The sequence below is a fragment of the Cupriavidus sp. GW821-FHT07C08 genome, from assembly GCF_059419025.1.
In genome coordinates this window covers 383,239-406,827 of the sequence record NZ_JBWKQZ010000002.1, presented here as the reverse complement: position 1 = coordinate 406,827, position 23,589 = coordinate 383,239, and the positions used below count along the sequence as shown (strand labels likewise).

The following is a 23,589-nucleotide window of genomic DNA, read 5'->3' as shown; positions in this document are numbered from 1 at the left end:
CTGGATCTGGTACCGATCAACATTGGGTAATGCAAATGAAGCCGGACATCTCTCGCGAAGGGACCTCACAAAGCACGGACGGGGGCGACGACTGCCCCTTGCGCTGGTTCGACGCGGATCGGGGTGCATTCGAATCGCTCGAGCGATGGATCGCCGAGCATCCGGCGGATTTCTTTGCGGGTGAGCATTTTGATCCGGTTGGCGCGTGCGCTACACGCGAGGCTGTATTCGCGTCGGTTGAGCTGCCCGAGACGCCGACATCGCCGCAAGCGCATGCCGATCATCTGCTCAACGACGTGTTTCGGCACGTGATGCCCGTGGCATCGCCCACGTTCGTCGGACACATGACGTCGTCGCTGCCGTCGTTCATGCCCTCGCTGGCCAAGGTGGTGGCAGCGCTGAACCAGAACGTCGTGAAGCTCGAGACGTCCGGCGCGCTGACTGGGCTTGAGCGCAAGGTCATCGGCATGCTGCACAAGCTGGTGTTTGCCCAGGACACCGCGTTCTATGCGAGATGGTTGCACGATGCCGACCACGCGCTCGGCGCGATCTGCTCCGGCGGCACGGTTGCCAACCTCACCGCGCTATGGGCGAGCCGCAACAACTTGCTGGGCGCGCGTGATGGCTTCGCCGGCATCCATCGCGCCGGACTGGTGGCTGCGCTGCGCCATTACGGCCATGACGGGCTTGCGGTCGTCGTCTCAGAGCGCGGGCACTACTCGTTGCGAAAGGCAGCCGATGTCCTTGGCATCGGGCGCGACAATCTCGTGCCGGTCGGGGTCGATGCAGACGGTCGCATGCGCATCGACCTGCTGCGCGATACCATGCGTGACCTGCAGCAGCGCAACATCCGGCCGATGGCGATCGTCGGCATAGCGGGGACGACCGAGACGGGCGCGGTCGATCCGCTCGACGCGATCGCGGATGTTGCTCAGGAGGCCGGCTGCCATTTCCACGTGGATGCCGCATGGGGCGGCGCAACACTGCTGTCGGAGCGCGAGCGCTGGCGCTTCGCGGGCATCGAGCGTGCCGATTCCGTCGTCATCGATGCGCACAAGCAGTTCTACGTGCCGATGGGCGCCGGCATGGTGCTGTTCCGGCACGCGGCGTGGACGCAGGACATCATCCAGCATGCGAACTACATCGTGCGCAAGGGCTCGGTGGACCTGGGGCGCCATACGCTCGAAGGATCGCGCGGCGCGGCGGCGATCATGCTCTATGCGAACTTTCATCTGCTCGGTCGCAAGGGGTTGGCGCAGTTGATCGAACGTAGCATCGATAACGCCCGCTACTTTGCATCCCTGATAGTGCAGCAGCCGGATTTCGAGCTCGACAGCCACCCGCAGCTTTGCATCCTGACCTATCGCCATGTGCCCGAGACCGTGCGTGCCGCGCTGGCAACCGCTTCGGCCGGCAGGCGCGAGAAGATGCTGGACGCGCTGGATGCGCTGACCATCAGCATTCAGGAAATGCAGCGCGATGCCGGCCGCTCATTCGTATCGCGCACGCAGTTGACGTCGACACAGTGGAGTGGCCGCCCGATTGCCGTTTTCCGCGTGGTGCTGGCCAACCCGGATACGACGCATGCCATCCTGCAGGACATCCTCGACGAACAGCGCGCGCTGGCGGCGGCCAGCCCATGCATGGCGCCGCTGATGGCACTGGCGGTGGCGCCGGACGCGTGAGGCATTTGCAGTTGGCGAGCGCCAGTCGTCGACCGTCTCTCACTGACACCTACGGCCGAGGGTACAGCGGAGCCTACAATTCAGCTTGTGCTGATAGACGGCTCTCTCTGCGGCCGCATCGCGATCGGCAGCGGACGCTCGGTATGAAAAATCGAACGGCTCTTCATGGCCGGAAAGCGACTTCCGCCAACGGCACAAACGGCGATGTCTGTGAATTGGTATCCGGACCAACAATTATCGGAGTCTGTTCCGCGCTTGGTATGGTTTCGTAGCGGCATGATCAGCCTGCGAAGCCGTGGGCGTCAGTTTTGACGTCGCTTGACCATCGGCACCACGTCGGAATCGCCCAGCCGCGACCGTAGCATGGCATTCTCAGCGAGCAATACCTCGTTGATCGATGCCAGCCGACTCACATCCGAGCGGAGGTTTGCAATCTCCTGCCGAAGCTCACGAGTTTTGTCACGTGCCGCCTTTAGCTCCAGTTGCTTTGCGTTGCGCTGAGCGCGACTGTCGCGACCTTGGGCTAGTCGAATGGCTTCAGCGATCTTGGGGTAGTGGTTGTGGATGAGCGGACCGGTCACCCCAGCCTCTTCGGCAACTGCGCTGATGGTAAGCTTCTTCGCCTTGGTGTGGCGAGCACGACCTTGCTGGATTCGAAACATCGCCAGGCGTAGATCCTTCTCGCGCTGATCTGCTGGCTTGCGTTGTTTGCTCATGGCGCGGCAGACTCCGAATTGTCCCCCTGACTCAGGGTCACCAACACATCGCGACAACGCTGCATGTCTCGGCGGACCAGATTTCGTCCGCCTTCGCCGATGTCATCACAGGCTAGCACCTCCTGCAGATGATCATGGAGGCCCCGATAGAGCGGAGCGTACTCTGGCCCGATGACCGCGTTATTGCAGCCGCTGCAACGCGTGCGCTCTAGATCATTGCCGACACACCGGTTATCGTCGGCTGTGCACCACGCATGCCCGTTGCTGCGGATGGACGTACTTTCCGCCAACGACCGAACCATCTGGCGGTGGTCTTTGAAAATGGTCACGGCCTGGCCGCCCCGCCAGGACACGATATTTCGACCGTATCCACCGGCTAGGGCGGTGCCGGGTCGCAGCCAGCCTTCCACGACTTCATTCTTGATGTCGTCGAGTTCAGTCTGGATCTCGGCGTAGAGGGCAATCTCCTGTGACTCGTTGAGAGCGTAGCCTAGCGTCATGTCCATCGACCAATGCTTGAAGTGTGATCGTAAGTACCGCAGGTCTCCGAACTGACTCCGGGCGGCATAGCTTGCGAACTTCCGGCGAAAGTGATGGCTGGCCAAGTCCCAATCCAAGCCGCAATTCTGCGCAAACGATTTCAACGCCTTGTTCCACGCCCCTAGTGACATCGTGCGCACCTGGTTGCCTCTGTTCGGCGTCATGGCCACGAAGACGGCGTTCATATGCAGTTGCGCCTCGGCAAGCTCAGGGTCCAGGGGGTTCTGCGAACGAAGAGCTTCGATCTCGGCCTCGATCACGGCCCGATAGGGAGCAGACCACCGCTCCATCACCTTCAGCGCAGTCACAACCGCCTCAGGAACCATCCACTCTGCGCGGCCTTCGCCTGTCTTGGTGGATTGCGAACGCATCCAGTTGTAAGTCCGGGGCTCACCCTTGTCGTCTGCGGCCGCCTCCGTGGCGTAGCAGGCTCCCCTTTGGACAAAGCCGAGTTCATGGTTGCGGCACCCGGAAAGGCTCGCCACGACGATGTAGCAGGCGGTGCGCAGTTCGATCACCGCCTTGTTGAACTCCCACATGTCCGCCCAGCCCCGACTTCGGACGAAAATACCCTCGGCCGGTGTCTTCCCGCCGGCCGCCTGCCGCAGGATCAAGATCTCATCGCGGACATCAAGAAGATCATCGGCTGCTTCAACCAATGACCAGGCGCGCTGAAAGAGAGTGGTGAACACATCGTCCGGCATAAGCGGGGTCTTGCCTCCCCGAAACCCCGTTCCTTGACCGGTCAGACCGGCCAAGTGGGTGGCCGACGTGCCGGCCCAAGGATGGTCAGGCATTACATCCCTCGTGTACTGACTCAACTCATGGAGCGCCTCGACAGCGCCGTATAGCTGTCCAAGCGAGGAGGCTTTCAGCAGTTCTCCCGCTCTGGCGGAACCTTGCCGCTGGCGATGCTGTCTGCAGAAGTCAACGAACAGCGAGCACGCGAAGGGCGTGACATCGGCCAGCCTAGTGATGTTCAATCGCACCAAGTGCTGCAGGAATGACTTGGCGTCCACAAGGAGCTTCGTCACGGCGCGAGGCGACGGCCTTTTCTTTCCCTCGCGTCCGCGGCGCATGTAGTGCCACAAGATCGCCTTCATCGTGGCCCGCCAGCCCGCGGGTATGGCGTTGAAGTCTACGTACTGTTCCGACGCTCCCTTGTTCGTAGGCTGCCCGACGAGCCGCCACTTTGGGTCGCCGTACCGGCTGAGGATGACCACCTTGCCGTTGATCGTGCAAGTCGAGATGATGGTGGCGGCGAGGTTGTCCTGATCAAGGATTGGCTGGCCGACAGGCTCCTGGTCCAGCGCTCTTCTGGCTAGGGACATCACGCCAGTGAATTCAATTCGTTGATGATTGTGGGGCTGGCCCAGAGGGGGTGAGGATCGTGTCGTGCCCGTTCTCGGGCGGCATTCACCTGCTCAGGCTTGAACAACTTGCGGCGAAGGCCGGCTTGGATGACGTCGCGGTCGATCAGACGAGGGATGTGGGCAAGGTGGTGGTCCCAGCGGCGCTTATCCACGCGCGGGCGCTCGCGCAAGATCCGAAAGTAAAACGAGAACAACCGCCATAGGTCATCGCCGGTGACGACGTAGTTGCGGCAGCGAAGACAGTTCAGAAAGCTTTGGCAAAGGTCGCCGTTTCGTTTTGGGGCATACTCGCCGGCGGTGGTGTCCGAGCACCGGCCAACCGGCGTTCGTTCAGTGGCACCGAGGGTGTTTGTCAAAAGCTCCTCGACCAGCACCAGGCCCATGAAGCGCCAGTTTTTGCGGGCATCTTCGCTAGGTCGCAGGTAGTTGCGCATGGTGACGACGAGTGAGTTCCCAGCCGCGGTCGCGGTGGCGACGACATCGCCGTCCAGAATCTCGTACACGCGGTTGACGAAGGTCTTGCGCAGCCGGCTGACGTTGATCCGCATCGGCTCGCCGTCATCGCCCCGGAGGTCGTACGTCCTGACCAGCTTTTTGATTGCCTCTTCGAGGGTGCCGTGCGTCAGTGCGCTGACGCGACTTTCACTGTCCCTACTTCGTCGATACAGCCATACTCGATCACGAATGTCTTCCGGCGCCTCACGGCGCAGGCCAGCCGTCAGCGCAAGAACGCGGCGAATCAACCCAGCTACCGTGGAGCGCAGTGTCGGCGTAGATTCCACAACACGCATCACGGAATTGGATGCGCGCAGCGCCACCTTGGTGGAGGAGTAACCTCGGCGCTTGAACACGACCAGAAACTCTATTCCTTCCTTTGGATGCGCGCGCAGGCAGTTCATCGGCATCTCTAGCAATGGCGTGGTGTTCCGACCCGTGTGCAAGGCTACGACCAGCAGGGCATAGGCTGCTAGTGTTGCCGTGGGTTCTGCGTCCTCTCCAAACAGTGGCTGCACCGCCGTCCTCACGGCAAGCGTGAAGGCCTTCTTCTCGGTGGCAGATAGCGGGCGCTCCCCTTTGCCTCCGCGTGTCGAGCCGGGGAAGGGGTTGCTGGGGAACGTGGCTTCACTGCCGCGTTCGATCACGTGGACCAGTCCTCGCCGTCCCAAGGCCTGCAAGACGGACTTGGTATAGCTGTACGCCGTTCGCTGCGAGTCCGTGGCGATGCCTTGGTCTCGGAGAAAGAGCAGGTAGCTATCTATGGTGTCGCGGGTGATGTCGGTCAGGCGCATCGGTCGGCCGTTTGCGGTGCCGAGCATGGTTAGGTGCGTCAAAAATCTCGCGAGGCCTAGTTTGCAGTAGCCCACGACAGTCGTCACCTGGACGTCTGAGTCCTGCTTGCCGAGGAAGCGCTCAACCTGCCGCTGACAGGCATAGGTGATCGGGTCAATGCCGACGCCGTACCAAGGGGCGAACTCGAATGTCCGGAGCCTGGTGGTGTTCCGTCCGAATCTCACTTCAGTGCAGCTCGGAGGCATTGCTGCCGCGGTGATGACGATCCTCCCCTCAGCATCGCGCTCATGCTCTATCTGAGGAATTGTCAGATCCGTCTTGAAGAAGGTCTTACGCTTGCCCATTCAGCGCATCCGCCAGGTCATTGAGTTCGTCGTCGTACGCCAGCACAGCCTCGTCAGCCAATTCATTGACCAGATGCAGGTACACCATCGTGGTCTGCACTGAGGCGTGGCCCAACTGCTGCTTCAGAAACACCAGGGGTTCGATTCGGCTTCGGTCGCGGACCCGCTGGAGCGAGACGAGGGTGTGAGTCGCGTACGTATGGCGCAGAAGGTGAGCCCACACGCGAACGCCGGCCTTCCTGCCGATCTCCTTGATAATACGATTCAGACTTTTTCCATCGTCCGTAAACCGCTCGCCGAACTGATTGAGGAACAGCGCCTTTTGCGGCGCCCCGCTTAGCGAGGAGCGCAGGCCGCGCTCATGGATTGCGTAGTGGTTCAGGTCCTTCATCAGCCGCCGGCCGATGTAGATTGAGCGCGGCTTGTTGCCTTTGGTCTGCATCCCTTGGCCATCCTCAGGATCAAGGTGGACACGGATGTTGCGCTCTGGCCGTCCGGCAAGGTCTGGATCGAAGACATAGGCGCGCGGGAAGGAGGCCAGTTCCTCCCGGCGCAGGCCAGAGCCCACGGCAAGCCTAATAATCATGCGATGATGAGGGTTAGCGGCTGCAGTCAATAGGGCATGGACTTGTGTGAGGGTGAGATATTGAGGCAGGTCCTTGCGAGCCCTCGGCATCACATCGCGCACGGCTTTCGTTCCGCCACTTCCATCGGCATGCGCGAGAAAGCCCCCCGTACGCATCGTTCGTCGCGTCTCATAGCCAAAAGGAAGCTGCTTGATCCAGCCCCTCTGCTGTGCGAAGGAATAGAACTCGCACACGTATAAGAGACGGTTCCGTACAGTATTGCGTTGGAGACCCGCAGTTTTGAAGCAGTAGTCTCGATAGGCGGCGAGCAGCGTTTTTTTCTCTCCGCGATCTACGTCGTCCCAACGCAGGTCGTGCGCCTGAAGGAAGCTGAAGTAGTCGTAAAGAGAACGCCCTGTCGGTTCCCAAGAATTACGCGAGCCGATAGCACCGCGGAGCAGGTAGTGGCGCAGGAATTCGTTGGCTTCCGCGCAGCTCTCCATGCTGTCCCATAGGAGGATTGGGAAGCCGGGGTAGGGCCGCCCGCCCATAACAAGATCCTCAGTCGATGCGACAAGACGCATCAGAGCTGCTTGGCCTTCAACACTGCTACGGCGCGCTTGAAGTCGAGCCGCATCAGGTGCATTACCAGATCGACCGCACCTCCACCGCCTCGGTTCGCACGTGTATCTAGGAACCGGGGTCCCGTGCACAGGATTTCGTAGTCCACGCCGTCCACGTTCGCGTGCCAGCGAGTTGTGCCATGGCTCTGCCGTGGTCTAAATTGCCCATCCTGCTTGGCGTATTCAGCAACTGCACGAAGGACCACGACCGCCTCCAGTCTTCGCCAGCGCGCGAGAGTGAAGTTATCCACAACCCTCCGACCCATTTTTCCCTCCCCCGCGCCCCCACCGGCTACTCGTCTTGGAAAGACTAGTAAAATTCCTAACAGATACAAGGTTCCAGAACAACGCCAGACGCGACAATTTGAAGAAGGCATGGCGACAGCTATACGGCTATCGACACGGCATCATGATCGTCAATGCTTTCTACGAAAATGTCGCACGGCATCGGATGGAGCAGCGAGAGCTGGCACCTGGCGAGCAGCAAGAGAGCGTGGTTTTGGAGTTCAGGCCCGAGCCGCAGCAGGACATGTTGGTGGCGTGTCTATGGTCGATCAGCAAAGGAGGAGAGGGCGAGGCCGATCTCTATTCCTTCGCTGCCATTACCGACGAGCCGCCCGCTGAGGTGTCGGCCGCAGGGCATGATCGTTGTATCGTGCCAGTCAAGCCCGAGCATGTGGAAGCCTGGTTGAATCCCGACGCGAAGAACTTGGCCGCGCTCGATGCAATCCTGGACGACCGGAACCAGCCCTACTACGAGCACCGGTTGGCAGCGTAGGGAACGAAGAATCCCGATTCCATGTCGTAGAATCGCTCACCTCCTGGCAACTCAGGGTCATTGATGCGTGTTGGCCGACCGATACCTGCTCCTCCTCAGCCCCTCTGCGATTACTGCGGCGGGAAGGCGGTTCTTGCCCGCGTGGGAGAAGAGGCATACCCGTATTTGGAGGACCACGGGCCTGTGTGGATCTGCTCCCCGTGCCAGGCGTGGATCGGCGTGCGTGCGCGAAGCAAGCAACACACCCCGCTTGGAAGATTGGCCGACGCGGCATTGCGCGAAAAGAAGAGCCGACTGCACGATGCCCTCGATCCGTTGGTCACTGCGAAGATGCGGCGCGACGGTGTCAATGCCTTTGAGGCGAGGGGCAAGGCAATGAAGTGGCTGATTGCATCGCTCCGCATTCCAGTCGACAGTCCCAGCATCCATGCCCTTTCGCTTGAGCAGTGCGAACAGGCCATCCAATGCATCGCCGAGTTCCAGGCCTCACGTGGGCGAGAGCCTTCGGGTTCCTGATGAGGGCAACGAGGATACTGTTAGCAGAAATTCCTGCTCGCGGTGTCCAGGGATCCAAGCATGGGCGACAAGTCGACAAAGCGTTGCGCGATCAGGTGCCGCACCTCGCCTTCGCATTGCCACTGGCCATAGACACCGAGTAGGGAGGCCGTCAATACCTCGCGTCGGTACTTCTCCATCACGGACGGCCAGACGATGACGCTGACGGTACCGGTCTCGTCCTCCAATGACAAGAAGACCACGCCATTCGCCGTGCTCGGCCGCTGCCGTACGGTCACGATTCCGCAGCCACGGGCAATCTGCCGCGTCGCGTAGGTGGCAAGCACGTCGGCGGGCACAAAGCGCAATGCAGCAAGCTTGTGGCGGAGCAGGGCAAGCGGGTGGCGGTTCAGCGTGAGGCCGAGCGAGCGATAGTCGCTGACGATCTCCTCGCCTTCCGTTGGCTGTGAGAGTTCGGGCATTGGCTCGTCCAGATCCGCGGGCCGCAGCAGATCCTTGTCAGGTACCGCTGCAGCCGCCTGCCACATCGCCTGGCGTCGACTACCCGTAAGGCCAATCAACGCATTGCCAGCGGCCAGTACATTGACATCGTGCCGGTCTAGCGACGCTCTGCGAGCAAGAACCTTGACGGAGGCGAAGGGCCGGAGTGCGCGTGCCGTTTCGATGCGTTCGGCCGCTTCGCGGCGCATGCCCCTCAGCTGCGAGAGGCCCAGGCGTACAGCCAGCACCGAGCCTTCATGACTTTCCAGGCTGGCGTCCCAGCCACTCACTGTCACATCAACAGGAAGAACCGTGACGCCATGGCGCTTGGCGTCCTGCACCAGCTGGGATGGCGTGTAGAAGCCCATCGGCTGGCTATTCAGCATGGCGCAGAGGAAGGCGTCAGGCTCGTGGCACTTGAGCCACGCACTCGCGTAGACGAGAAGTGCGAAGCTTGCTGCATGGCTTTCCGGAAAGCCGTACTCGCCGAAGCCCTGGATCTGCCGGAAGATGCTCTCCGCGAACTCCAGATCGTAGCCGCGCTCGAGCATGCCCGTCACGATGCGTTCGTGGTATCGCTCCAACCCACCTTTTCGCTTCCAGGCGGCCATGGCGCGACGCAGTTGATCCGCTTCCCCAGCTGAGAAGCCTGCCGCCAGCATGGCTACCTGCATCACCTGTTCCTGAAAGATCGGTACACCCAGCGTGCGGGACAGGGCTTGCTCCATCTCCGGGCTCGGATAGCTGACCGGCTCCAAGCCCTGCCGGCGACGCAGGTAGGGATGCACCATGCCACCCTGAACCGGGCCCGGCCGAACGATCGCCACTTCGATGACGAGGTCATAGAAGGTGCGCGGCTTCAAGCGGGGCAGCATCGACATCTGGGCGCGCGACTCAATCTGGAACACGCCCACCGTATCCGCCCGCGAAATCATCTCGTAGGTCTTCGGATCTTCCGCTGGAATGTCCTGCAGCTCAAAGGCTTCTCCGCGTTGTTGCGTCACCAGATCCAGGGCTCGCCGGATCGCAGACAGCATGCCGAGCGCGAGGACATCAACCTTGAGCAACCCCAAGGCGTCAAGGTCGTCCTTGTCCCACTGGATCACGCTGCGATCGGCCATGGCCGCGTTCTCGATTGGCACCAGCCTGGAAAGCTTGCCACGCGCGAGCACAAAACCTCCTGTGTGCTGGGAGAGATGCCGCGGGAAGCCAAGCAGCGACACGGCCATGTGTGCCCAGCGTTGGGACAATGCCGCTTCCGTATCCACGCCGCTTTCGCCAAAACGCTTAAGGAGATCCGCTTTGCTGTCGAACCAATGGTGAGATTTCGCGACCAGGTCGACGATCGCGGGATCCACACCTAATGCCTTGCCTGTGTCGCGCAGCGCGCTGCGAGGCCGGTAGGTGGTCACCGCGGCAGCCAGTGCCGCGCGGTCCCTCCCGTACTTGCGATACAGGTACTGGATCACCTCCTCGCGGCGCTGATGCTCGAAGTCGACGTCGATATCGGGCGGCTCGGCGCGCTCTTTTGAAATGAACCGCTCGAACAGCAGGTTGCCGCGTGCCGGGTCAACTTCGGTAATGCCGAGACAGTAGCAGACGGCGGAATTGGCTGCGGACCCGCGACCCTGGCAGAGAATGCCGTTGGAGCGGGCGAACCGCACGATGTCGTAGACCGTCAGGAAATAGGGTTCATACGACATGTCGCGGATCAGTGCGAATTCATGTTCGAGTTGCTGCTGGACGGCAAGGGGGATGCCGTCCGGATAGCGACGGTGCGCGCCGACATAGGCTTCGCCCCGCAGATAGTCGGACGGCGTGACGCCATCCGGCACCACTTCTTCGGGATACTCGTAACGGAGCTCGTCCAGCGAAAATTGACACAGGTTTGCAATGTGGACCGACTCCGTCAGGTAGCGGTGCGGGTAAATGTTGGCGAGTCGCAAGCGGGAGCGCAGGTGCTGCTCGGCGTTAGGCAGGAGGTCATACCCACATTCGGGAACCGGGCGATGCACACGGATGGCAGTCAGCACGTCATGCATCGGCTTGCGCGAGCGTACGTGCATGGTGACGTTGCCAGTGGCGACGATGCGCAGGTGATGTCGCGCCGCGGCCGCTTCGACCGTGCCGCGGTGGATATCGTCCATCGGCTTGTAGAGCAGGCTCAATCCCATCCACGCCCTGCCAGCAAAAGTCGCGCTCACCCATGCCGATTGCGCCTCCAGCTTCTCGGCCGCCACGCCATAGTCCGGCGTGAACACGATCAAGCAATCTGGCAGCCCCTTCAGATGCTCGGACGGCGCTTCGGGCGCGGCCAAGTCGCGTGGGGTCAGCACATAGGAACCCTTGGCGGCGCGCATGCGCGCGAGCGTGATCAGTTCGCACAAGTTGCCATAACCTTCGCGGTTACGGGCAAGCGCAAGGAATGAGAGCGCGGGAGAGCCGTCGGCGTTCTGCAGCCGGAACCAGGCGCCAATTACAAGGCGAAGGCCGGCATTCCTGGCCTCTGTGTGGGCACGAACGATGCCCGCTAGCGAGCACTCGTCCGTGATGGCGAGCGCGTGGTAGCCCAACTGAGCGGCGCGCTCAGCGAGCTCTTCCGGCCGTGAGGCGCCGGCGAGGAAGGAGAAGTTGGAGCGGCAGTGCAGTTCCGCGTAGGCGGGCAGACCTGCCTTGGCGTTGATGTCCATGGTTTTCAGCCGAAGAGGCCATGCAGATACCACCGAGCCTCATCGCCTTCTCGGCTGCCCATGCGTTCCTGAAAGATCCAGTAGCAGGTGTGGTCCTTCGCCTCCGCAACGAAATAGTCGCGTGTCACCAGCTGGCCGCCCCACCAGCCCGACTCGATGCGCTCAGGCGGTGAGACGATACGCAGTGGCGATCCGTAGAAGGGACGGTGGTCGCGTTCAATCAGCGGCACCGGCTTGCCGAGCAGCCAAACAGGACGTGGCAGGCCTGCGGGCAACGTTGCGCTGGGCGGCTTGTCAGTGGCAGACTGCCAGCTGTTGGCGACTTCCGGGCGGTAGTCTGCACGCAAGCACGGTTGGCGGACATTGTCAGCGCCGAGGCGTGCCACCAGCAACTCAAGCAGGCGTGCATGGTCCGCCGGCGTGCCGCCCGGTTCTGGAAACAATGAATCGCTGGGGGGTGCCACCGGCTCGGTCTCGATGGCAGACACCGCGACGGCAATCATCGGCGCCTCGACAGTCAGCCGCGTCAGACGCTCTTTGAGCAGGCGAACCAAATGCTCTTCATGCCAGTTGGGCTCGGCCAGCGCAATCTCAATCTTCGTTGGTGCGATGGCAGCGGGGCCGCGCTCGTGGCGCAGTTCGACCGCAAACCGCTTGATGGCCAGGTGCCGGGCGGTTAGCCAGCCGACCATCTGTACCAGCAAGCCGCGAGTGTAGGCAAGGGCGGACTCAGCGTTGTCCATCCTATCCGGAAGATCCACCGCGGCGTCAAACGATGGGGGAGCTTCGACCCATTCGAAGACTTCAGGTGCTTCCCCATGGGCGCGATCCAACGCCTCAAGGATGGCGGCGCCGCATCGGCGCTGCAGGCCTGCGCGCGGCAGCCGGCGCAGGTCTCCTAGCGTCCGACAGCCGAGTCCGTCCAGCCACTCATCAAACGGCCGCGCCGCCGGCAGGATCGCAACGGGGATGCCGACCAGCGCTCGCACCAATGTGGGCATACTTAATGCCGTTCCGCCACCAGAGCGCGCAAGTAGCCAAGCGCCTTCGGCGGTTGGTGCGCATCCCGCGACAGGACTGAACCCCATTGCCCTGACGGCCGCCAGCATCCGTTGCCGCAGCTTGCGGACGCCGCCGAATAGTCGCAGCGTGGTGCTGATGTCGACAAGCACCGCCGCCTCCTCGGACGCAGCGACATTGGGCGAGAACTGCAGCATCGCCATCATGACACGCTCGAGCGCCGCCAGTTCTGCGCAACCATCGCGGTCAAAGAGAATGGTCTGCGGTGCGATCGTCTGTACGCCACCGCGGCGCATTGCCGGCTTCACGCCGGCCGCAATGGCCAGCGGCGACGCCATATGCACGCGCTCCCTGTCCAGGACAGCAACCGCTAGCTCAGTGGACCAGTTCGGTCGGAATACTTCGAGGGGCAGGGACGACAGGCGCAGGCAGATCCACAGGCGCAGCATGGCGATACAACAGAATGGGGGAGGGCTGCAGCGCTATGTGGAGCGGCGATTCCTGCTGCGGGCCTCGACGCTTAACGAACTGCACACGAATTCCGTCCGATGCGGGCTCCAATGTCAGGCGCAGCGGCGCCGGCGAGGCATCGCGTGCACAGGCCGTCGGACGAACCACGAAGAAAAGGACATCGGAGGCTTGGGCGGCAAGATGCAGACGCCGAAGCGCATCGTTACGCAGGTGCGACTGCCAAAAGACGAGCGCTCCGCAGGTCCCGGCGCGCAAGATCTGCTCCGCGGCCCACAGGGCGTCAGCGGTGTGCCGGGTTTCGATCCAGAGAGTCTGCGCGGACGGGACGCCCCAGTTGGCGAGCGCCAACGCTTGAGGCGCGTGCGGCGGTGCCAGAAGCGCGACAGGGCGGTTCGAGCGCGCGACGAGAGCAGGGCGTAGCAAGCGCAACTCGCCGATACCCGGCTGGCGCTGCAGCAACTCCGTCAGGCAACCGATCGGCCAGCCGCCGCCCGGAAGCTCCTTGTCGAGCGACGGATACCCGGTTGGAACGGTGCGTGCGTTGCCCCGAGCAAGCTGCGAGGCAAGCCAAAGTGACGGATGAATGGATTCTGGGGCGACGGTTAGCATGGCGAGCTCCTGCCCCCAGTGTACTGTATATTTATACAGTATTCACCTGCATTATCCGTCACATGAGCGGTTCCATCGCGCGATCGCTGCCACCAGCGGCCAACCAGCCCTGTTGCGAAAATCGCATCAGGGCTCGTATAATTTGGGTGTTGCAGGCAAGCGCGGAGCTTGTAGAGGTCGTCGAAAGACGGCAGCCCGTTTTGGGTGGGATCCTCGAATCCGGGGCCTGCAACCGTCTTTTCTCAGTCGTCGCGCACCGCGGCGATCACACGCCGACGCTCCCCATCTTCTGCGTCGCCGCACCAAAACTTCAAGCCGTAGCCGTCCACCTGTCCATTGCGCCGATACAGGTTGCGTGCGAGCATGCGCAGGTATCGGTCTTCCGTCTCCCCATACTGATTTCTGTGGACTGCGTAGAACGCGCTCGTCGCCACGGCGTCGGCGACCTGCAGGCCTGCCAACTGGTCGTGATTCACTGCGCGCACGCCATCAAGGTCGAGGCTGTCCCAATGGATGCGGCAGTCTTCCCGGCCCTGCAGTCGCACAAGGTAATGATGGAGGTCGGCATAGGACATCGCCGATCGGTTCGAGAAAATCAGTTCGGCCTTACCATCACCCTCACCAGGGCGCGCGGTATCCCTGCACAGCCAGCTCACGCGTTCCAGCAAAAGGCGGATCGTGTAGCGGTATAAGGAAAACGCCTCCTGCTGAAAAACCTCCGGGTCGGCGATTGAGGGCTTGTGGACCAGCACATGCACGTGCCGCAGTGGCGCCTCCCCAATCATGCGCGCCAGAGGCACCCGGTGCTCATGCCGCAGGTTGCGAAAATGCAGGGGCGATTTAGCAGGCTTCCTCAGTAGCTCCCTAGCGTTCTTGACGAGTTGCACCATTGCTAGGTCGTTCACAGTGCGAACTACCGTGGCGGACTGGACGAACCACCTCGAACTACCTTGCTCGTTGGGAAGGAACACAAATCCTTCGTCGCCCGACTCGTCGATATAGACGCGAAAGCTGGAGGTCATGCGTGATGCGTTGGTTATATGAGGGTGCCATTATGAGGCACACCAAAGGGCCGGGCTTCAAAATGATCTCGCTATGGACGCTACTTGGCCGGACGGACGTGCCCTATCCGTTGTCGGAAATGGCGGCAGGCGTCTGTAGTGGGCGCCCCGTCACGCCGATCACGATCTGCAACGCGCTGCTGGCGATCAGGGCGAACCGACACTTGTCGATGTCGAAGTCCTTGGTGTCCACGCTGAACAAGGGGTCGGCCATCGGCCTTGTGTGGGCTCATAAATCTGGAAGAATGCGTGGCAGGAGTTTTACTGGCTTGCCCTTCTGGGACTTCTCGAGGGGCGACCAATCTTCTGTTCCTGGGCTGCCACTTCTTATGGCAGAAACGTTCCCCTTCGGACCAGAAAGTCTTTGCAACGGTAGTTGAACGATTGAGCAGTTCCTCCAGCCGCAGCCCTTCCACCACGGTGGTATGGTCTTCGCTGCAGCAGCTCATGGCACAACCTCGCACGGCCTTGCCCTCGATGCAGCCACTCCTCCAGGCGAGTGCCTGGTCGGAGGTCGCGGCGACCGGCGTCGAAGTCGGCGCGCCAGGCTCGTGCGTTTAGAGTGACAGCCAGCGGCTAGAGGCCTTTTGTCGCGGCCTCACGATGAACTTGCGGCCGGCGCTGTCACAATCGCTAACTAATTTGATAGCTTACTTCACGACCTCGAAGCTACGAGCCTCTCTCTGATATAAATGCTAATAATTTCAGTAAGTTAGAAGAAGCGCTTCTATTTGCTGGTCATTTGATAGCGCGTACCGCAGGCCTCCATTTATGGAAAGAAGCCAGGAAGAGGTCCACGCTGCGCTGTTATGTGCGTGCTGTGCCCGGTCGCACTGAATGATTTAACATAAATCTTTTTATGCGAACTACTGGTGTAGCGGCAAAGTTGTAATGTCCGGTTCGGGGGTGCGGATGAATTCTTGGACTACTTGGAGGTAGTTCATGTATTCGTACGAGGATCGCATCAGGGCGGTCAAGCTGTATTTAAAGTATGGAGGAAAGACGGCAACGGTCGTTCGTGAGCTGGGCTATCCGTCGGGTAAGAACCTGAAGCGGTGGGTCAACCTTTACCAGGCACTGGGGGACCTGCCCGAGCACCGCCGTCCAAGGCATCGATACACGCTGGAGCAAAAAAGCGTGGCGGTGGATCACTACTTCGGTCATGGCTGCTCTCTAGTTGGTACCCGCAGAGCCCTCGGGTATCCCAGCACCGAAATGCTGGCCCGCTGGATTGAGGAGCTGCGCCCTGGCTCGCGTCGCATGGTCACGAGCACAAACACCAGTGCGCCGTTTGCGTCCGAGCAGAGACGTCAGGCAGTCACTGACCTTTGCGCCCGCCGGGGCTCAGCGGAGGAAGTAGCGAAAAAGGTTGGAGTAAGCCGACCGATGCTGTACAAGTGGAAAGATCAACTGCTCGGAGACGAGGCATATCGATCTATGCGCAAACGTAAATTGGCCTCGCCTGAAGACGAGCATGCAGCGTTGCTGGAAAGAATCGCGCAGCTCGAACAGCAGGTACGCCAGCTGCAACTTGAGCGCGACATCCTGGCGCAGGCGGGCGATCTAATAAAAAAAGACCAAGGCATCAACTCCCTGACCCTGACAAACAGGGAGAAGACACAGGTGGTTGATGCCTTGAAAGCTACGTATCCGTTGCCTGAGCTTCTTCGCGTCGTCGGGCTTGCGCGCAGTAGCTACTTCTATCACAAGACAGGCTTGAGGCTGCGCGATAAGTACGGCGATGTACGTAAGGCCATGGTCGAGATCTTTGACAGCAACCATCGCTGCTATGGGTACCGTCGTATCCACGCGATGCTGCGTCAGCGAGATATTCGGATCTCCGAAAAGGTCGTGCGCAAATTGATGGCGGAGGAGCAGCTTACTGTCCGTCGGCCTCGTCGTCGGTACAGTTCCTACAGCGGGGAGATTGGCGCTGCCCCCGAGAACCTGATTGCTAGGGATTTCCATTCGCAGGCGCCAAATCAAAAATGGCTGACAGACATCACCGAATTCCAGCTTCCAGCTGGCAAGGTGTATCTATCGCCCATGATCGATTGCTTTGACGGCAAGGTTGTAAGTTGGTCTATCGGCACGAGGCCTGACGCACAATTGGTCAATAGCATGCTCGACGGCGCCATCACCACGCTCACCGATGGCGACAGCCCCGTAGTACACAGTGATAGGGGCTCGCACTATCGTTGGCCGGGATGGCTGCAGCGCATCAAGGCGGCTGGTCTCATCCGTTCCATGTCGCGAAAGGGCTGCTCACCTGACAACGCAGCCTGCGAAGGCTTCTTCGGTCGCCTGAAAAATGAGATGTACTACTGTCGCAACTGGGCTGGCACGACGGTAGAAGGATTCATGCACGAGCTAAACTCTTACATCCAGTGGTACAACGAGCGGCGCATCAAATTGTCGCTGCGCGGCATGAGTCCGGTCGAATACCGGCGCCACCTTGGAATCGCAACTTAACTCAGTCCAAGAATTCATCCGCACCCCCTTCTAGCAAAGTTGAAATGTCCGCCTGAGGCGCCTGTCCATGGTATTCAGCCTGCCCGGTTGAATGCAATGGAGGATGTCCGGGGATGGCGGGAACCGAGGTCATTACAGTAAGCATGCGTGAGTTAGACAGGCTCAAGATCGTCCAGGCGGTCGTGGATGGTCAGTTGCGGCCCGGGGTGGCTGCCGAACGGTTGGAGATCACGGACCGGCAATTCCGGCGGCTGCTGGAGCGCTATAGGCAAGAAGGCGCATCCGGGCTGGTTTCTCGCCGGCGCGGTCGACCCAGCAACAATCGCATGCCAGCGGACCGCGAATCCGTGGCCCTCGGCCTGATTCGGGAACACTACGCCGACTTCGGCCCGACCCTGGCGGCCGAGAAGCTGCGAGAGCGTCATGGGCTAACGTTGTCCAAAGAAACGATCCGCCGACTGATGACGGTGGCCGGCCTGTGGGTGCCGCGCAAACAGCGGCCGCCGAAGGTCTACCAGCCTCGTAACCGGCGCGCCTGCTATGGCGAACTGATCCAGATCGACGGCAGCGATCACCGCTGGTTTGAGGAGCGCGCCCCAGCCTGCACCCTGCTGGTTTACGTCGACGACGCCACCAGCCAGATCATGGAACTACGCTTTACTCATTCGGAATCCACGTTCACATACTTTGCGGCGACGCGGGCCTATCTGGAGCGCCACGGCAAGCCGGTGGCGTTCTACAGCGACAAGGCCAGCGTTTTTCGGGTCAACAAGAAAGGGGCAACCAGTGGCGACGGCCACACCCAGTTTGCGCGGGCCTTGTTCGAGCTGAACATCGAAGGTATCTGCGCCAACAGCAGCCAGGCAAAAGGCCGTGTCGAGCGGACTCACCTGACCTTGCAGGACCGGTTGGTCAAGGAGTTGCGCCTGCGTGGGATCAACACGATGGAGGCAGCCAATGCCTTCATGGCGGAATTCATCGCCGACTATAACGCGCGCTTTGCCAAGGCGCCGCGCAATGACCACAACGCCCATCGGCCGCTGCGACCCGACGAGAACCTGGATCTCATCTTCGCGTGGCGCGAGCCGCGCTGTGTGTCCAAGAGCCTGACGATTCAGTACGACAAGATGCTCTACCTGCTGGCGGATACGCCAGAGCATCGGAAACTGGCCGGTCGCTATATCGATGTCTATCACTATCCGGACGGCAGAATCGAGCCACGCGCAAATGGCGCCGCCCTGCCCTACACGATTTACGATCGGCTCTCGGAAGTGGATCAAGGCGCGATCGTTGATAACAAGCGCCTGGGGCACGTATTGCAATTAGCGCAATACGTTCAGGAGAAGCGCGACAACACGCGGTCACTCTCTGTGCCTGGCACGGAGGGGGCTCCCCGCAAGCGTGGACGACCGCCCGGCAAGAAGTCGCAGCGCTCGCTGGGCCAGAACGATATGTTGGAAGCGCTGCAACGGTTGCAGCAGCAGCCGTGGCCGCTGAACGGAACGGAGAATTGATTTCAGCTTGACACCTGGAAATTCAAATCCGCCCTGCTGGCATGACGGCCTCACCCTGATCACAACTCTGCCGCTTCAGGCCAGCACCACCGCCCTACGGGAACCCCAAAAAAGACAGAACAAACAAGCTGGACAGACACCGGACAACCGGACATTTTAACTTTGCCGGGACCCGGACATTTCAACTTAGCTTTGACAACTGGTATGTTTTGAAGTGTTGCGCTGTGGCGGCGGTCGGCCACAGTAGTTCAAGGCTTTCCAGGCGATTCTGCGCAACAGATGCGGCGACTACCATCGCGCAACAGCGGGCCATTGGCTTTTTCCTCTGCAAGCCGTCTTTTGACCTTGAAAACCGCTGCATCGGCTCTTGCCAAGGGTCACGCAACACCATCCCGACCCACCAAGAATGCGTCATATGCCGTATAAATCACTTATGGCAGGATGTAGCATGGCGCCCAGGCCGCTTTCGCCGGGATAATTTGACTGGCATTACCTATGCCAGAACAGCCAGGCGAGCGCTGACGAGCCGGTTAAGGCTGACGCCTTGCTCCGCCGCCTGCGTCGCCAAGGAACGATGCAACTCCGGCGGGATGCGAAGCGATAGGACGCCGCTATATTGCTTGTCCGCCAGCGGAACGGGGACTTCTTCGCCGCCGGACTTCATGTCGGCAACGGCTTCCGCCACGACCTGCCGGATACCGGCCAAGGCGTCTTCAGGCGTGGAGGCGAGCCAAGACAATGACGGGAACTCTGCGCATAGCCCGACGTGCTCCTGGTCCTCGGTCGACCAGGTTACTCGGTACGTATAGTGGTCAGTTGGCATTTTTTCCCTCGTGCAGCTTCTCAATCGCCTTCAGCACTTGGTTGGCTTTCCCCTTGTCATTCTGAATGTTCACACGTGGGTCGCCCGGCCAAGGTGTTTTAAACACTGCATGGCTAGTGCCCGATTGCCTGGCGGTACCGAAATATTCTTCGCACACCTTCATGAGGTTCGAAAACCGCACATTGGCTGGCAGGCTCCTGGCGCATCTGCGCCAAGATCTTACGGGTGTCTGTCATGACAGCGTGGTATCAATAGTGCAACCATTTGAAAATCAAAGTGCGCGAACGGCTCAGAACGCCTTACCCGGCAAAACCCAGTCGAGCCGTGCGCGCCGGCCGCGCGGGGCGGTTGAAAGGCGGGTGTTTAACACCGAAGCGAGAACCGCTTGCCTCAAGTGCAGAGGCTCACGCAGCGCCCGGCTCTGCTATACGACCACCCAAGGACCCGAGCTGGAGATGCCGATCGCCGTTAGCGCCGCCGACGGGGTCGCGCCGGCGGTTTGCTTTCGTCGGCCCCCGTTGCGTTCGCGCTCGCTTCGTCCGGTTGCTGACTCCCAACGGCGGACGTCTCCGCGCCCTTGGCCTCCAAGTGAGCACGCAACGCTCTCAGCTCGGCCTGTGCCTCAGCGGCCAGGCTGACCGCTTCGATTAGCTTGTCCCGCGTGGACTGATGCGCGGCGTGCACCTCTGTCAGTTCCTGGCGTGCTTGCCCTTCCCGCGTCTCGGCGCTACTCAAGCGCGCTTCAGCGCGTTGGCGAGCCGCCTCTTCTGCCGCGCGCTGGGCTTCGGCAACGGCCGCGGCCTTCTCGGCCGCGGCGCGCAAAGCCTGCTCGCTCCCCCATTGACCCCGTACCGCGACCACTTCGTCCTCCAGGCGAGACACTGCTTCCAGGCGCAGTTCCGCTTGTGCCAGCGCGCGCCGTACGCGTGCCAACTCCTCCTGTTGGCGTGCCGCCCCTTGCTGCAGACGCTCAATTTCGTCGGCCTGCTCGTTCGCCCTGCCCGCGACGGTATCGCGATCGGTCGTCACTTCCAAGAGCTGCTGCGCCAGGTCGTCTCGCTCCTTTTCAAGCGCTTCGCCGTTCGCTGCCATCGCGGCGAGCTCATTCATCGCCTGCGCCAGGGCGGCCTCCGCTTCGGCGGCCGCTTCCTCGGCGACTTTGGACAACTCGGCGCCCAGCGCGGCAAGGAGGCGTGAATTCGGTTCGCTGAGCTTGCGTGGTGGCCGCTTCTGCTGCTGTTCCTGCCAGGTCGACCAGTACCGATGAATCGTGTTCATGCTGCCGCTGCCCAACCGCTCGCGCACCGCGGTCAGCGTTGGCTTTAGCTGTTGGGCGACCAGCGCCTCGGCAACCGCGGCCACTTGCTCGTAGGTGATGCCCGGACGTGCCATTTCGTATTGCTCGTGCTCCGTTGATATCGTATTGAAAATAATACGATACGATACGAAAAACAAGTACGAAACGACGGTGAAGGGGGAAACGGGTGCATGGCCCCGGCAGACGCCGCCGAGCCGCTCGGCCGCCGAACAGGCTGGGTGGAAAGGCCGCGAGCGGCCAAGGGTCTACCTCGAGACTGGTAGGCGCCCCGTCGCAAGGGGCCGCAACGACCCGAGGTACTCGATTTCCGGCGGAATGGATGCGGAATCGAAAGCGCGAAATCTAGCGCCAACCGTTCGGGCGTCGCTCCTTGACTTCGCGTTGGTGCCGATAGAGTGAAAGCATCCCTTCGACAACGATGCCAATGCTCTCCCACCAAACGCAGCTCCCCCTGTTCCCGACCTCGTCGGGCCGCGTCCATCCCGCCAGCGCGTCGGCGCTACTGCTACTTGCCTGTTCCGGCACGAAGCTCGACCGGCAGGCGCGTGCCATTGACCTCTACCAAGGCGTGATGTACGACTCCTATCGGGCGCACCTGCGACGGGAGGCTAGACCGAATGTCCTGATCCTCTCCGCACGTCACGGCTTCCTGGATCCGCACGCGGTGATCGATCCCTACGACCAGCGCATGACCGCGCAGCGTGCCGACGCGATGTTGGCCGATCTGCCGGCATTCGCGGGATCGGCGAACTGGCCAGCCCAGGTCGGCAAGGTGTTGCTGGCCGGCGGCAAGGAGTACCGCCGTGTCATGCGCGCCGCGCTCGCTCGCCAATACAACACCACGCTGCCGGCCTTTCAGGAAACGACCGGCGGCATCGGCATGCAACGCTCACAACTCGGCGCGTTTCTCGACGGTCTTGCGCCGAGGTTCAACGAGCCGATGGGCCATCACCCCAATGGCACGCCGCTCTACCGGCGCTACGGCTGGATCGAAGCCGGTGCCGTGACTGGCCTGATCTACCGGGCGGCCCCTTACCTGCCCGCCGTCAAGGCCCGTGTGCTTGCCTTGTTCCAAGGCCCATCCGGACCGACCGCCGACGCGGAGGTCGAGGAAATCATCCGCGGTCGCACCAGCATTGGCCCTCGCTGGGTCGGCGTGGCGGATCTTCACCCGCTGCAGGAGGCCGCGTGAGCGAATTCGAAAAAGCGCTGCACCAGGAGGCGAAGGCGCTCAGCGAGAATCTCGATGGCACAGCTGGCCAGCTATTGGCCCTCACGCACGCCGGCTACAAGGCGTGGGCCAAGGAAGGCAATCTGCATTTCCCGGAGCCAAAGCGCTACGCCCTGCTCCACGAGATCCTGCGCTACTGCGCCTACGGGAGTTTGCTCGAGTGCAATCCGACGCAATGGGATAGCCTGCGGGAGATTGCCGAGATGCTGGATGGGCGGTACCCACGTTATGCGTGCACGCGAGCGCGTCTGCGTGCGCGCCGCAACCGCTATGGCAGACCGTGCGTCTAACGTGCCAACGGTGCGTGCCCTGCCACAGCTGCCAGCGATATCCGCCTCGTCCGAGGCGGGCGATAGCCGCCATGTCGGACTGCCCTATCCAACCACGTCCGCCGGATTGACGCTCTCCGCGCGCAGTCGTACGCTGCCAGCTAGCGGCTGGATGTGAAGCTCGATATTCTCTCGACGAGCTCTGGCCCAGCCGGCACAAATCGCGGCTTCTAGCGTGGGGAACAACTGACGCGGCTCCGGTGTGCCGTCTATTTGTAGCGCCCACTGATGTTCGGCCGGCACGACGCTAATACTGTTTGCAGGCATCAGAAGCTCCAAAGATCGCCGCAGGCCATGCCGCGACGCCAGATGCCACCCCGTGGGGGAAGCGTATCACCCCTTGATCGAGCGTGGATCGTTGCCGAAAGAGTTGCGCTCGCGGAGCTGACCGTCCCGACCATGGATCAGCAGTTCGACCTTGTCTTGGTTGGCCTTTTCTGTCCCGGCGGCAATGGCCTCTTCCTCGCTAGGGAAGTGTGACCGCCGTCCGTGCCCTCGAATGCGACCGCCCCAACGAGCGCTTCTTCGCCGATTTTCCCCGCACGCATGGGCGGCCGCCCACGCCGCAGCCGGGGAAAAGCCGCCCACAGGATCGGCACTGAATCGGATGGCCCAGCAAGGCATAAGGCGCGTCAGCATGCCAAGCGAATGGCATTTCCGTACCGGTCGAAGACCGCACCCGGGCATGACGCCCGTCCTGATCGGCGTCTCTAGCCTTCCAGCCAGGCATGCTGATCCCTGGCCGCATCGCCGATCTTGGCCGCATGAGCCGCTGCCTGTTCGAGCCAAGGCGCATGCGCCTTGGGTACGACCAGCATCGTCAAACCCAGGCCGTCCAGCACACGCAGGGCGTGCTCGAGATTGACGCCCTTGCCGTTCTCCAGCTTGGACAGCATGCCGATCGAGACAGCGCAATGCCTTGCCGCCTGGTCAATCGGCATCCCCTCCCCTGCCCGCGTGGCTCGAATGCGCTCGCCCAGTTGGTGAATGGCGCGAATTGTCGCGCGCGAAGGCGGCGTCGGATCAGGTAGTGGTCGCGGCATGGAGGCCCGTCCCGTGAAGAAGAGAGGTCAGCGTGGAAGCTGCTCGTCACGATTGTTTCATGAACGTGAAATTATACTCCACAACGCTGTGGCGGCC

21 protein-coding genes and 1 pseudogene are annotated in these 23,589 nt (G+C 61.5%); 7 read left to right on the top strand and 15 right to left on the bottom strand.

Annotated features, from left to right (window positions below):
- The first annotated feature begins 35 nt into the window (after positions 1-35).
- The gene (panP, locus tag AC07UK_RS05090; protein WP_058697656.1) at positions 36-1,685 is read left to right on the top strand and encodes a pyridoxal-dependent aspartate 1-decarboxylase PanP; all 1,650 of its coding nucleotides are present in this window, start codon (positions 36-38) and stop codon (positions 1,683-1,685) included.
- Positions 1,686-1,987: 302 nt separating this feature from the next.
- Here panP and AC07UK_RS05085 read toward each other — a convergent pair whose 3' ends face one another.
- From AC07UK_RS05085 to AC07UK_RS05070, 4 genes are read right to left on the bottom strand one after another with little or no spacing between them, the layout of a single operon-like run.
- Positions 1,988-2,401 carry a hypothetical protein gene (locus AC07UK_RS05085; protein ID WP_058697657.1) on the bottom strand — a complete coding sequence of 138 codons (414 nt, stop codon included), beginning with the start codon at positions 2,399-2,401 and terminating at the stop codon, positions 1,988-1,990.
- Positions 2,398-4,275, bottom strand: coding sequence for a site-specific integrase (locus AC07UK_RS05080; protein WP_143010704.1), 1,878 nt, complete (start codon positions 4,273-4,275; stop codon positions 2,398-2,400). Before AC07UK_RS05080 ends, AC07UK_RS05085 begins: the two co-directional genes overlap by 4 nt.
- A complete protein-coding gene (locus tag AC07UK_RS05075; RefSeq protein WP_058697659.1) occupies positions 4,272-5,948 on the bottom strand; it encodes a hypothetical protein in 1,677 nt (558 codons plus the stop codon). Before AC07UK_RS05075 ends, AC07UK_RS05080 begins: the two co-directional genes overlap by 4 nt.
- Positions 5,935-7,098, bottom strand: a complete 1,164-nt coding sequence (locus AC07UK_RS05070) for a tyrosine-type recombinase/integrase (RefSeq protein WP_058697660.1) — start codon at positions 7,096-7,098, stop codon at positions 5,935-5,937. The genes AC07UK_RS05075 and AC07UK_RS05070 overlap by 14 nt, the downstream gene beginning before the upstream one ends.
- A 385-nt stretch (positions 7,099-7,483) precedes the next feature.
- Between AC07UK_RS05070 and AC07UK_RS05065 the strand changes: the two are divergent.
- A pseudogene (locus tag AC07UK_RS05065) lies at positions 7,484-7,915 on the top strand (SOS response-associated peptidase family protein); the annotation flags it as partial.
- A 63-nt stretch (positions 7,916-7,978) separates the two neighbouring features.
- Entirely contained in the window at positions 7,979-8,431 is a 453-nt protein-coding gene (locus AC07UK_RS05060) for a zinc-finger-containing protein (RefSeq protein WP_058697662.1), read from the top strand.
- 20 nt (positions 8,432-8,451) lie between these two features.
- Here AC07UK_RS05060 and AC07UK_RS05055 read toward each other — a convergent pair whose 3' ends face one another.
- The 5 genes from AC07UK_RS05055 to AC07UK_RS05035 all read right to left on the bottom strand — a co-directional run bounded on the left by AC07UK_RS05055 (position 8,452) and on the right by AC07UK_RS05035 (position 14,976).
- On the bottom strand, positions 8,452-11,601 hold the full coding sequence (locus tag AC07UK_RS05055) for an error-prone DNA polymerase (RefSeq protein WP_058697663.1): 3,150 nt from the start codon (positions 11,599-11,601) through the stop codon (positions 8,452-8,454).
- A 5-nt stretch (positions 11,602-11,606) separates the two neighbouring features.
- On the bottom strand, positions 11,607-13,070 hold the full coding sequence (locus AC07UK_RS05050; protein WP_058697664.1) for a Y-family DNA polymerase: 1,464 nt from the start codon (positions 13,068-13,070) through the stop codon (positions 11,607-11,609).
- Positions 12,997-13,701, bottom strand: a complete 705-nt coding sequence (gene imuA / locus AC07UK_RS05045; RefSeq protein WP_058697665.1) for a translesion DNA synthesis-associated protein ImuA — start codon at positions 13,699-13,701, stop codon at positions 12,997-12,999. The genes AC07UK_RS05050 and imuA overlap by 74 nt, the downstream gene beginning before the upstream one ends.
- A 242-nt stretch (positions 13,702-13,943) precedes the next feature.
- A complete protein-coding gene (locus AC07UK_RS05040; RefSeq protein ID WP_058697666.1) occupies positions 13,944-14,723 on the bottom strand; it encodes a DUF3800 domain-containing protein in 780 nt (259 codons plus the stop codon).
- Between the two features lie 103 nt (positions 14,724-14,826).
- Positions 14,827-14,976, bottom strand: a complete 150-nt coding sequence (locus AC07UK_RS05035; RefSeq protein ID WP_158577658.1) for a hypothetical protein — start codon at positions 14,974-14,976, stop codon at positions 14,827-14,829.
- Positions 14,977-15,704: 728 nt separating this feature from the next.
- Here AC07UK_RS05035 and AC07UK_RS05030 point away from each other — a divergent pair.
- Together AC07UK_RS05030 and AC07UK_RS05025 are read left to right on the top strand one after the other, a co-directional pair.
- The gene (locus tag AC07UK_RS05030) at positions 15,705-17,234 is read left to right on the top strand and encodes an IS3 family transposase (RefSeq protein ID WP_058698951.1); all 1,530 of its coding nucleotides are present in this window, start codon (positions 15,705-15,707) and stop codon (positions 17,232-17,234) included.
- Positions 17,235-17,347: 113 nt separating this feature from the next.
- Positions 17,348-18,748, top strand: a complete 1,401-nt coding sequence (locus AC07UK_RS05025; RefSeq protein WP_058698950.1) for an ISNCY family transposase — start codon at positions 17,348-17,350, stop codon at positions 18,746-18,748.
- 493 nt (positions 18,749-19,241) lie between these two features.
- On the opposite strand, the gene AC07UK_RS05020 is transcribed toward AC07UK_RS05025, so the two are convergent.
- The 3 genes from AC07UK_RS05020 to AC07UK_RS05010 form a co-directional block, all read right to left on the bottom strand.
- Positions 19,242-19,571, bottom strand: a complete 330-nt coding sequence (locus tag AC07UK_RS05020; RefSeq protein WP_058698124.1) for a type II toxin-antitoxin system HicB family antitoxin — start codon at positions 19,569-19,571, stop codon at positions 19,242-19,244.
- Positions 19,561-19,734, bottom strand: coding sequence for a toxin HicA (locus tag AC07UK_RS05015; RefSeq protein ID WP_233528055.1), 174 nt, complete (start codon positions 19,732-19,734; stop codon positions 19,561-19,563). Before AC07UK_RS05015 ends, AC07UK_RS05020 begins: the two co-directional genes overlap by 11 nt.
- A 305-nt stretch (positions 19,735-20,039) precedes the next feature.
- Positions 20,040-21,026, bottom strand: a complete 987-nt coding sequence (locus tag AC07UK_RS05010) for a DNA-binding protein (protein WP_233528056.1) — start codon at positions 21,024-21,026, stop codon at positions 20,040-20,042.
- Between the two features lie 287 nt (positions 21,027-21,313).
- Between AC07UK_RS05010 and AC07UK_RS05005 the strand changes: the two genes are divergently transcribed.
- Positions 21,314-22,081 (top strand): DUF6884 domain-containing protein, encoded by a 768-nt coding sequence (locus tag AC07UK_RS05005; RefSeq protein ID WP_233528057.1) that lies wholly within the window; start codon positions 21,314-21,316, stop codon positions 22,079-22,081.
- Entirely contained in the window at positions 22,078-22,410 is a 333-nt protein-coding gene (locus AC07UK_RS05000) for a hypothetical protein (RefSeq protein WP_233528058.1), read from the top strand. The genes AC07UK_RS05005 and AC07UK_RS05000 overlap by 4 nt, the downstream gene beginning before the upstream one ends.
- A gap of 84 nt (positions 22,411-22,494) precedes the next feature.
- Here the strand turns inward: AC07UK_RS05000 and AC07UK_RS04995 are convergent, their stop codons facing one another.
- The 3 genes from AC07UK_RS04995 to AC07UK_RS04985 form a co-directional block, all read right to left on the bottom strand.
- On the bottom strand, positions 22,495-22,716 hold the full coding sequence (locus tag AC07UK_RS04995; protein ID WP_081050298.1) for a DUF2188 domain-containing protein: 222 nt from the start codon (positions 22,714-22,716) through the stop codon (positions 22,495-22,497).
- Positions 22,717-22,782: 66 nt separating this feature from the next.
- Positions 22,783-23,073, bottom strand: coding sequence for a DUF2188 domain-containing protein (locus tag AC07UK_RS04990; protein ID WP_081050317.1), 291 nt, complete (start codon positions 23,071-23,073; stop codon positions 22,783-22,785).
- Between the two features lie 86 nt (positions 23,074-23,159).
- Positions 23,160-23,390, bottom strand: a complete 231-nt coding sequence (locus AC07UK_RS04985) for an XRE family transcriptional regulator (RefSeq protein WP_233528059.1) — start codon at positions 23,388-23,390, stop codon at positions 23,160-23,162.
- Between the last annotated feature and the right edge of the window lie 199 nt (positions 23,391-23,589).

Excerpts from the sequence above, each read along its gene's own strand:
- panP (WP_058697656.1), top strand. The coding sequence starts at position 36 with ATGAAGCCGGACATCTCTCGCGAAGGGACCTCACAAAGCACGGACGGG.
- AC07UK_RS05085 (WP_058697657.1), bottom strand. The coding sequence starts at position 2,401 with ATGAGCAAACAACGCAAGCCAGCAGATCAGCGCGAGAAGGATCTACGC.
- AC07UK_RS05075 (WP_058697659.1), bottom strand. The coding sequence starts at position 5,948 with ATGGGCAAGCGTAAGACCTTCTTCAAGACGGATCTGACAATTCCTCAG.
- AC07UK_RS05070 (WP_058697660.1), bottom strand. The coding sequence starts at position 7,098 with ATGCGTCTTGTCGCATCGACTGAGGATCTTGTTATGGGCGGGCGGCCC.
- AC07UK_RS05060 (WP_058697662.1), top strand. The coding sequence starts at position 7,979 with ATGCGTGTTGGCCGACCGATACCTGCTCCTCCTCAGCCCCTCTGCGAT.
- AC07UK_RS05055 (WP_058697663.1), bottom strand. The coding sequence starts at position 11,601 with ATGGACATCAACGCCAAGGCAGGTCTGCCCGCCTACGCGGAACTGCAC.
- AC07UK_RS05050 (WP_058697664.1), bottom strand. The coding sequence starts at position 13,070 with ATGCTGCGCCTGTGGATCTGCCTGCGCCTGTCGTCCCTGCCCCTCGAA.
- imuA (WP_058697665.1), bottom strand. The coding sequence starts at position 13,701 with ATGCTAACCGTCGCCCCAGAATCCATTCATCCGTCACTTTGGCTTGCC.
- AC07UK_RS05040 (WP_058697666.1), bottom strand. The coding sequence starts at position 14,723 with ATGACCTCCAGCTTTCGCGTCTATATCGACGAGTCGGGCGACGAAGGA.
- AC07UK_RS05035 (WP_158577658.1), bottom strand. The coding sequence starts at position 14,976 with ATGGCCGACCCCTTGTTCAGCGTGGACACCAAGGACTTCGACATCGAC.
- AC07UK_RS05030 (WP_058698951.1), top strand. The coding sequence starts at position 15,705 with ATGTATTCGTACGAGGATCGCATCAGGGCGGTCAAGCTGTATTTAAAG.
- AC07UK_RS05025 (WP_058698950.1), top strand. The coding sequence starts at position 17,348 with ATGGCGGGAACCGAGGTCATTACAGTAAGCATGCGTGAGTTAGACAGG.
- AC07UK_RS05020 (WP_058698124.1), bottom strand. The coding sequence starts at position 19,571 with ATGCCAACTGACCACTATACGTACCGAGTAACCTGGTCGACCGAGGAC.
- AC07UK_RS05015 (WP_233528055.1), bottom strand. The coding sequence starts at position 19,734 with ATGAAGGTGTGCGAAGAATATTTCGGTACCGCCAGGCAATCGGGCACT.
- AC07UK_RS05005 (WP_233528057.1), top strand. The coding sequence starts at position 21,314 with ATGCTCTCCCACCAAACGCAGCTCCCCCTGTTCCCGACCTCGTCGGGC.
- AC07UK_RS04995 (WP_081050298.1), bottom strand. The coding sequence starts at position 22,716 with ATGCCTGCAAACAGTATTAGCGTCGTGCCGGCCGAACATCAGTGGGCG.
- AC07UK_RS04990 (WP_081050317.1), bottom strand. The coding sequence starts at position 23,073 with ATGCCTTGCTGGGCCATCCGATTCAGTGCCGATCCTGTGGGCGGCTTT.
- AC07UK_RS04985 (WP_233528059.1), bottom strand. The coding sequence starts at position 23,390 with ATGCCGATTGACCAGGCGGCAAGGCATTGCGCTGTCTCGATCGGCATG.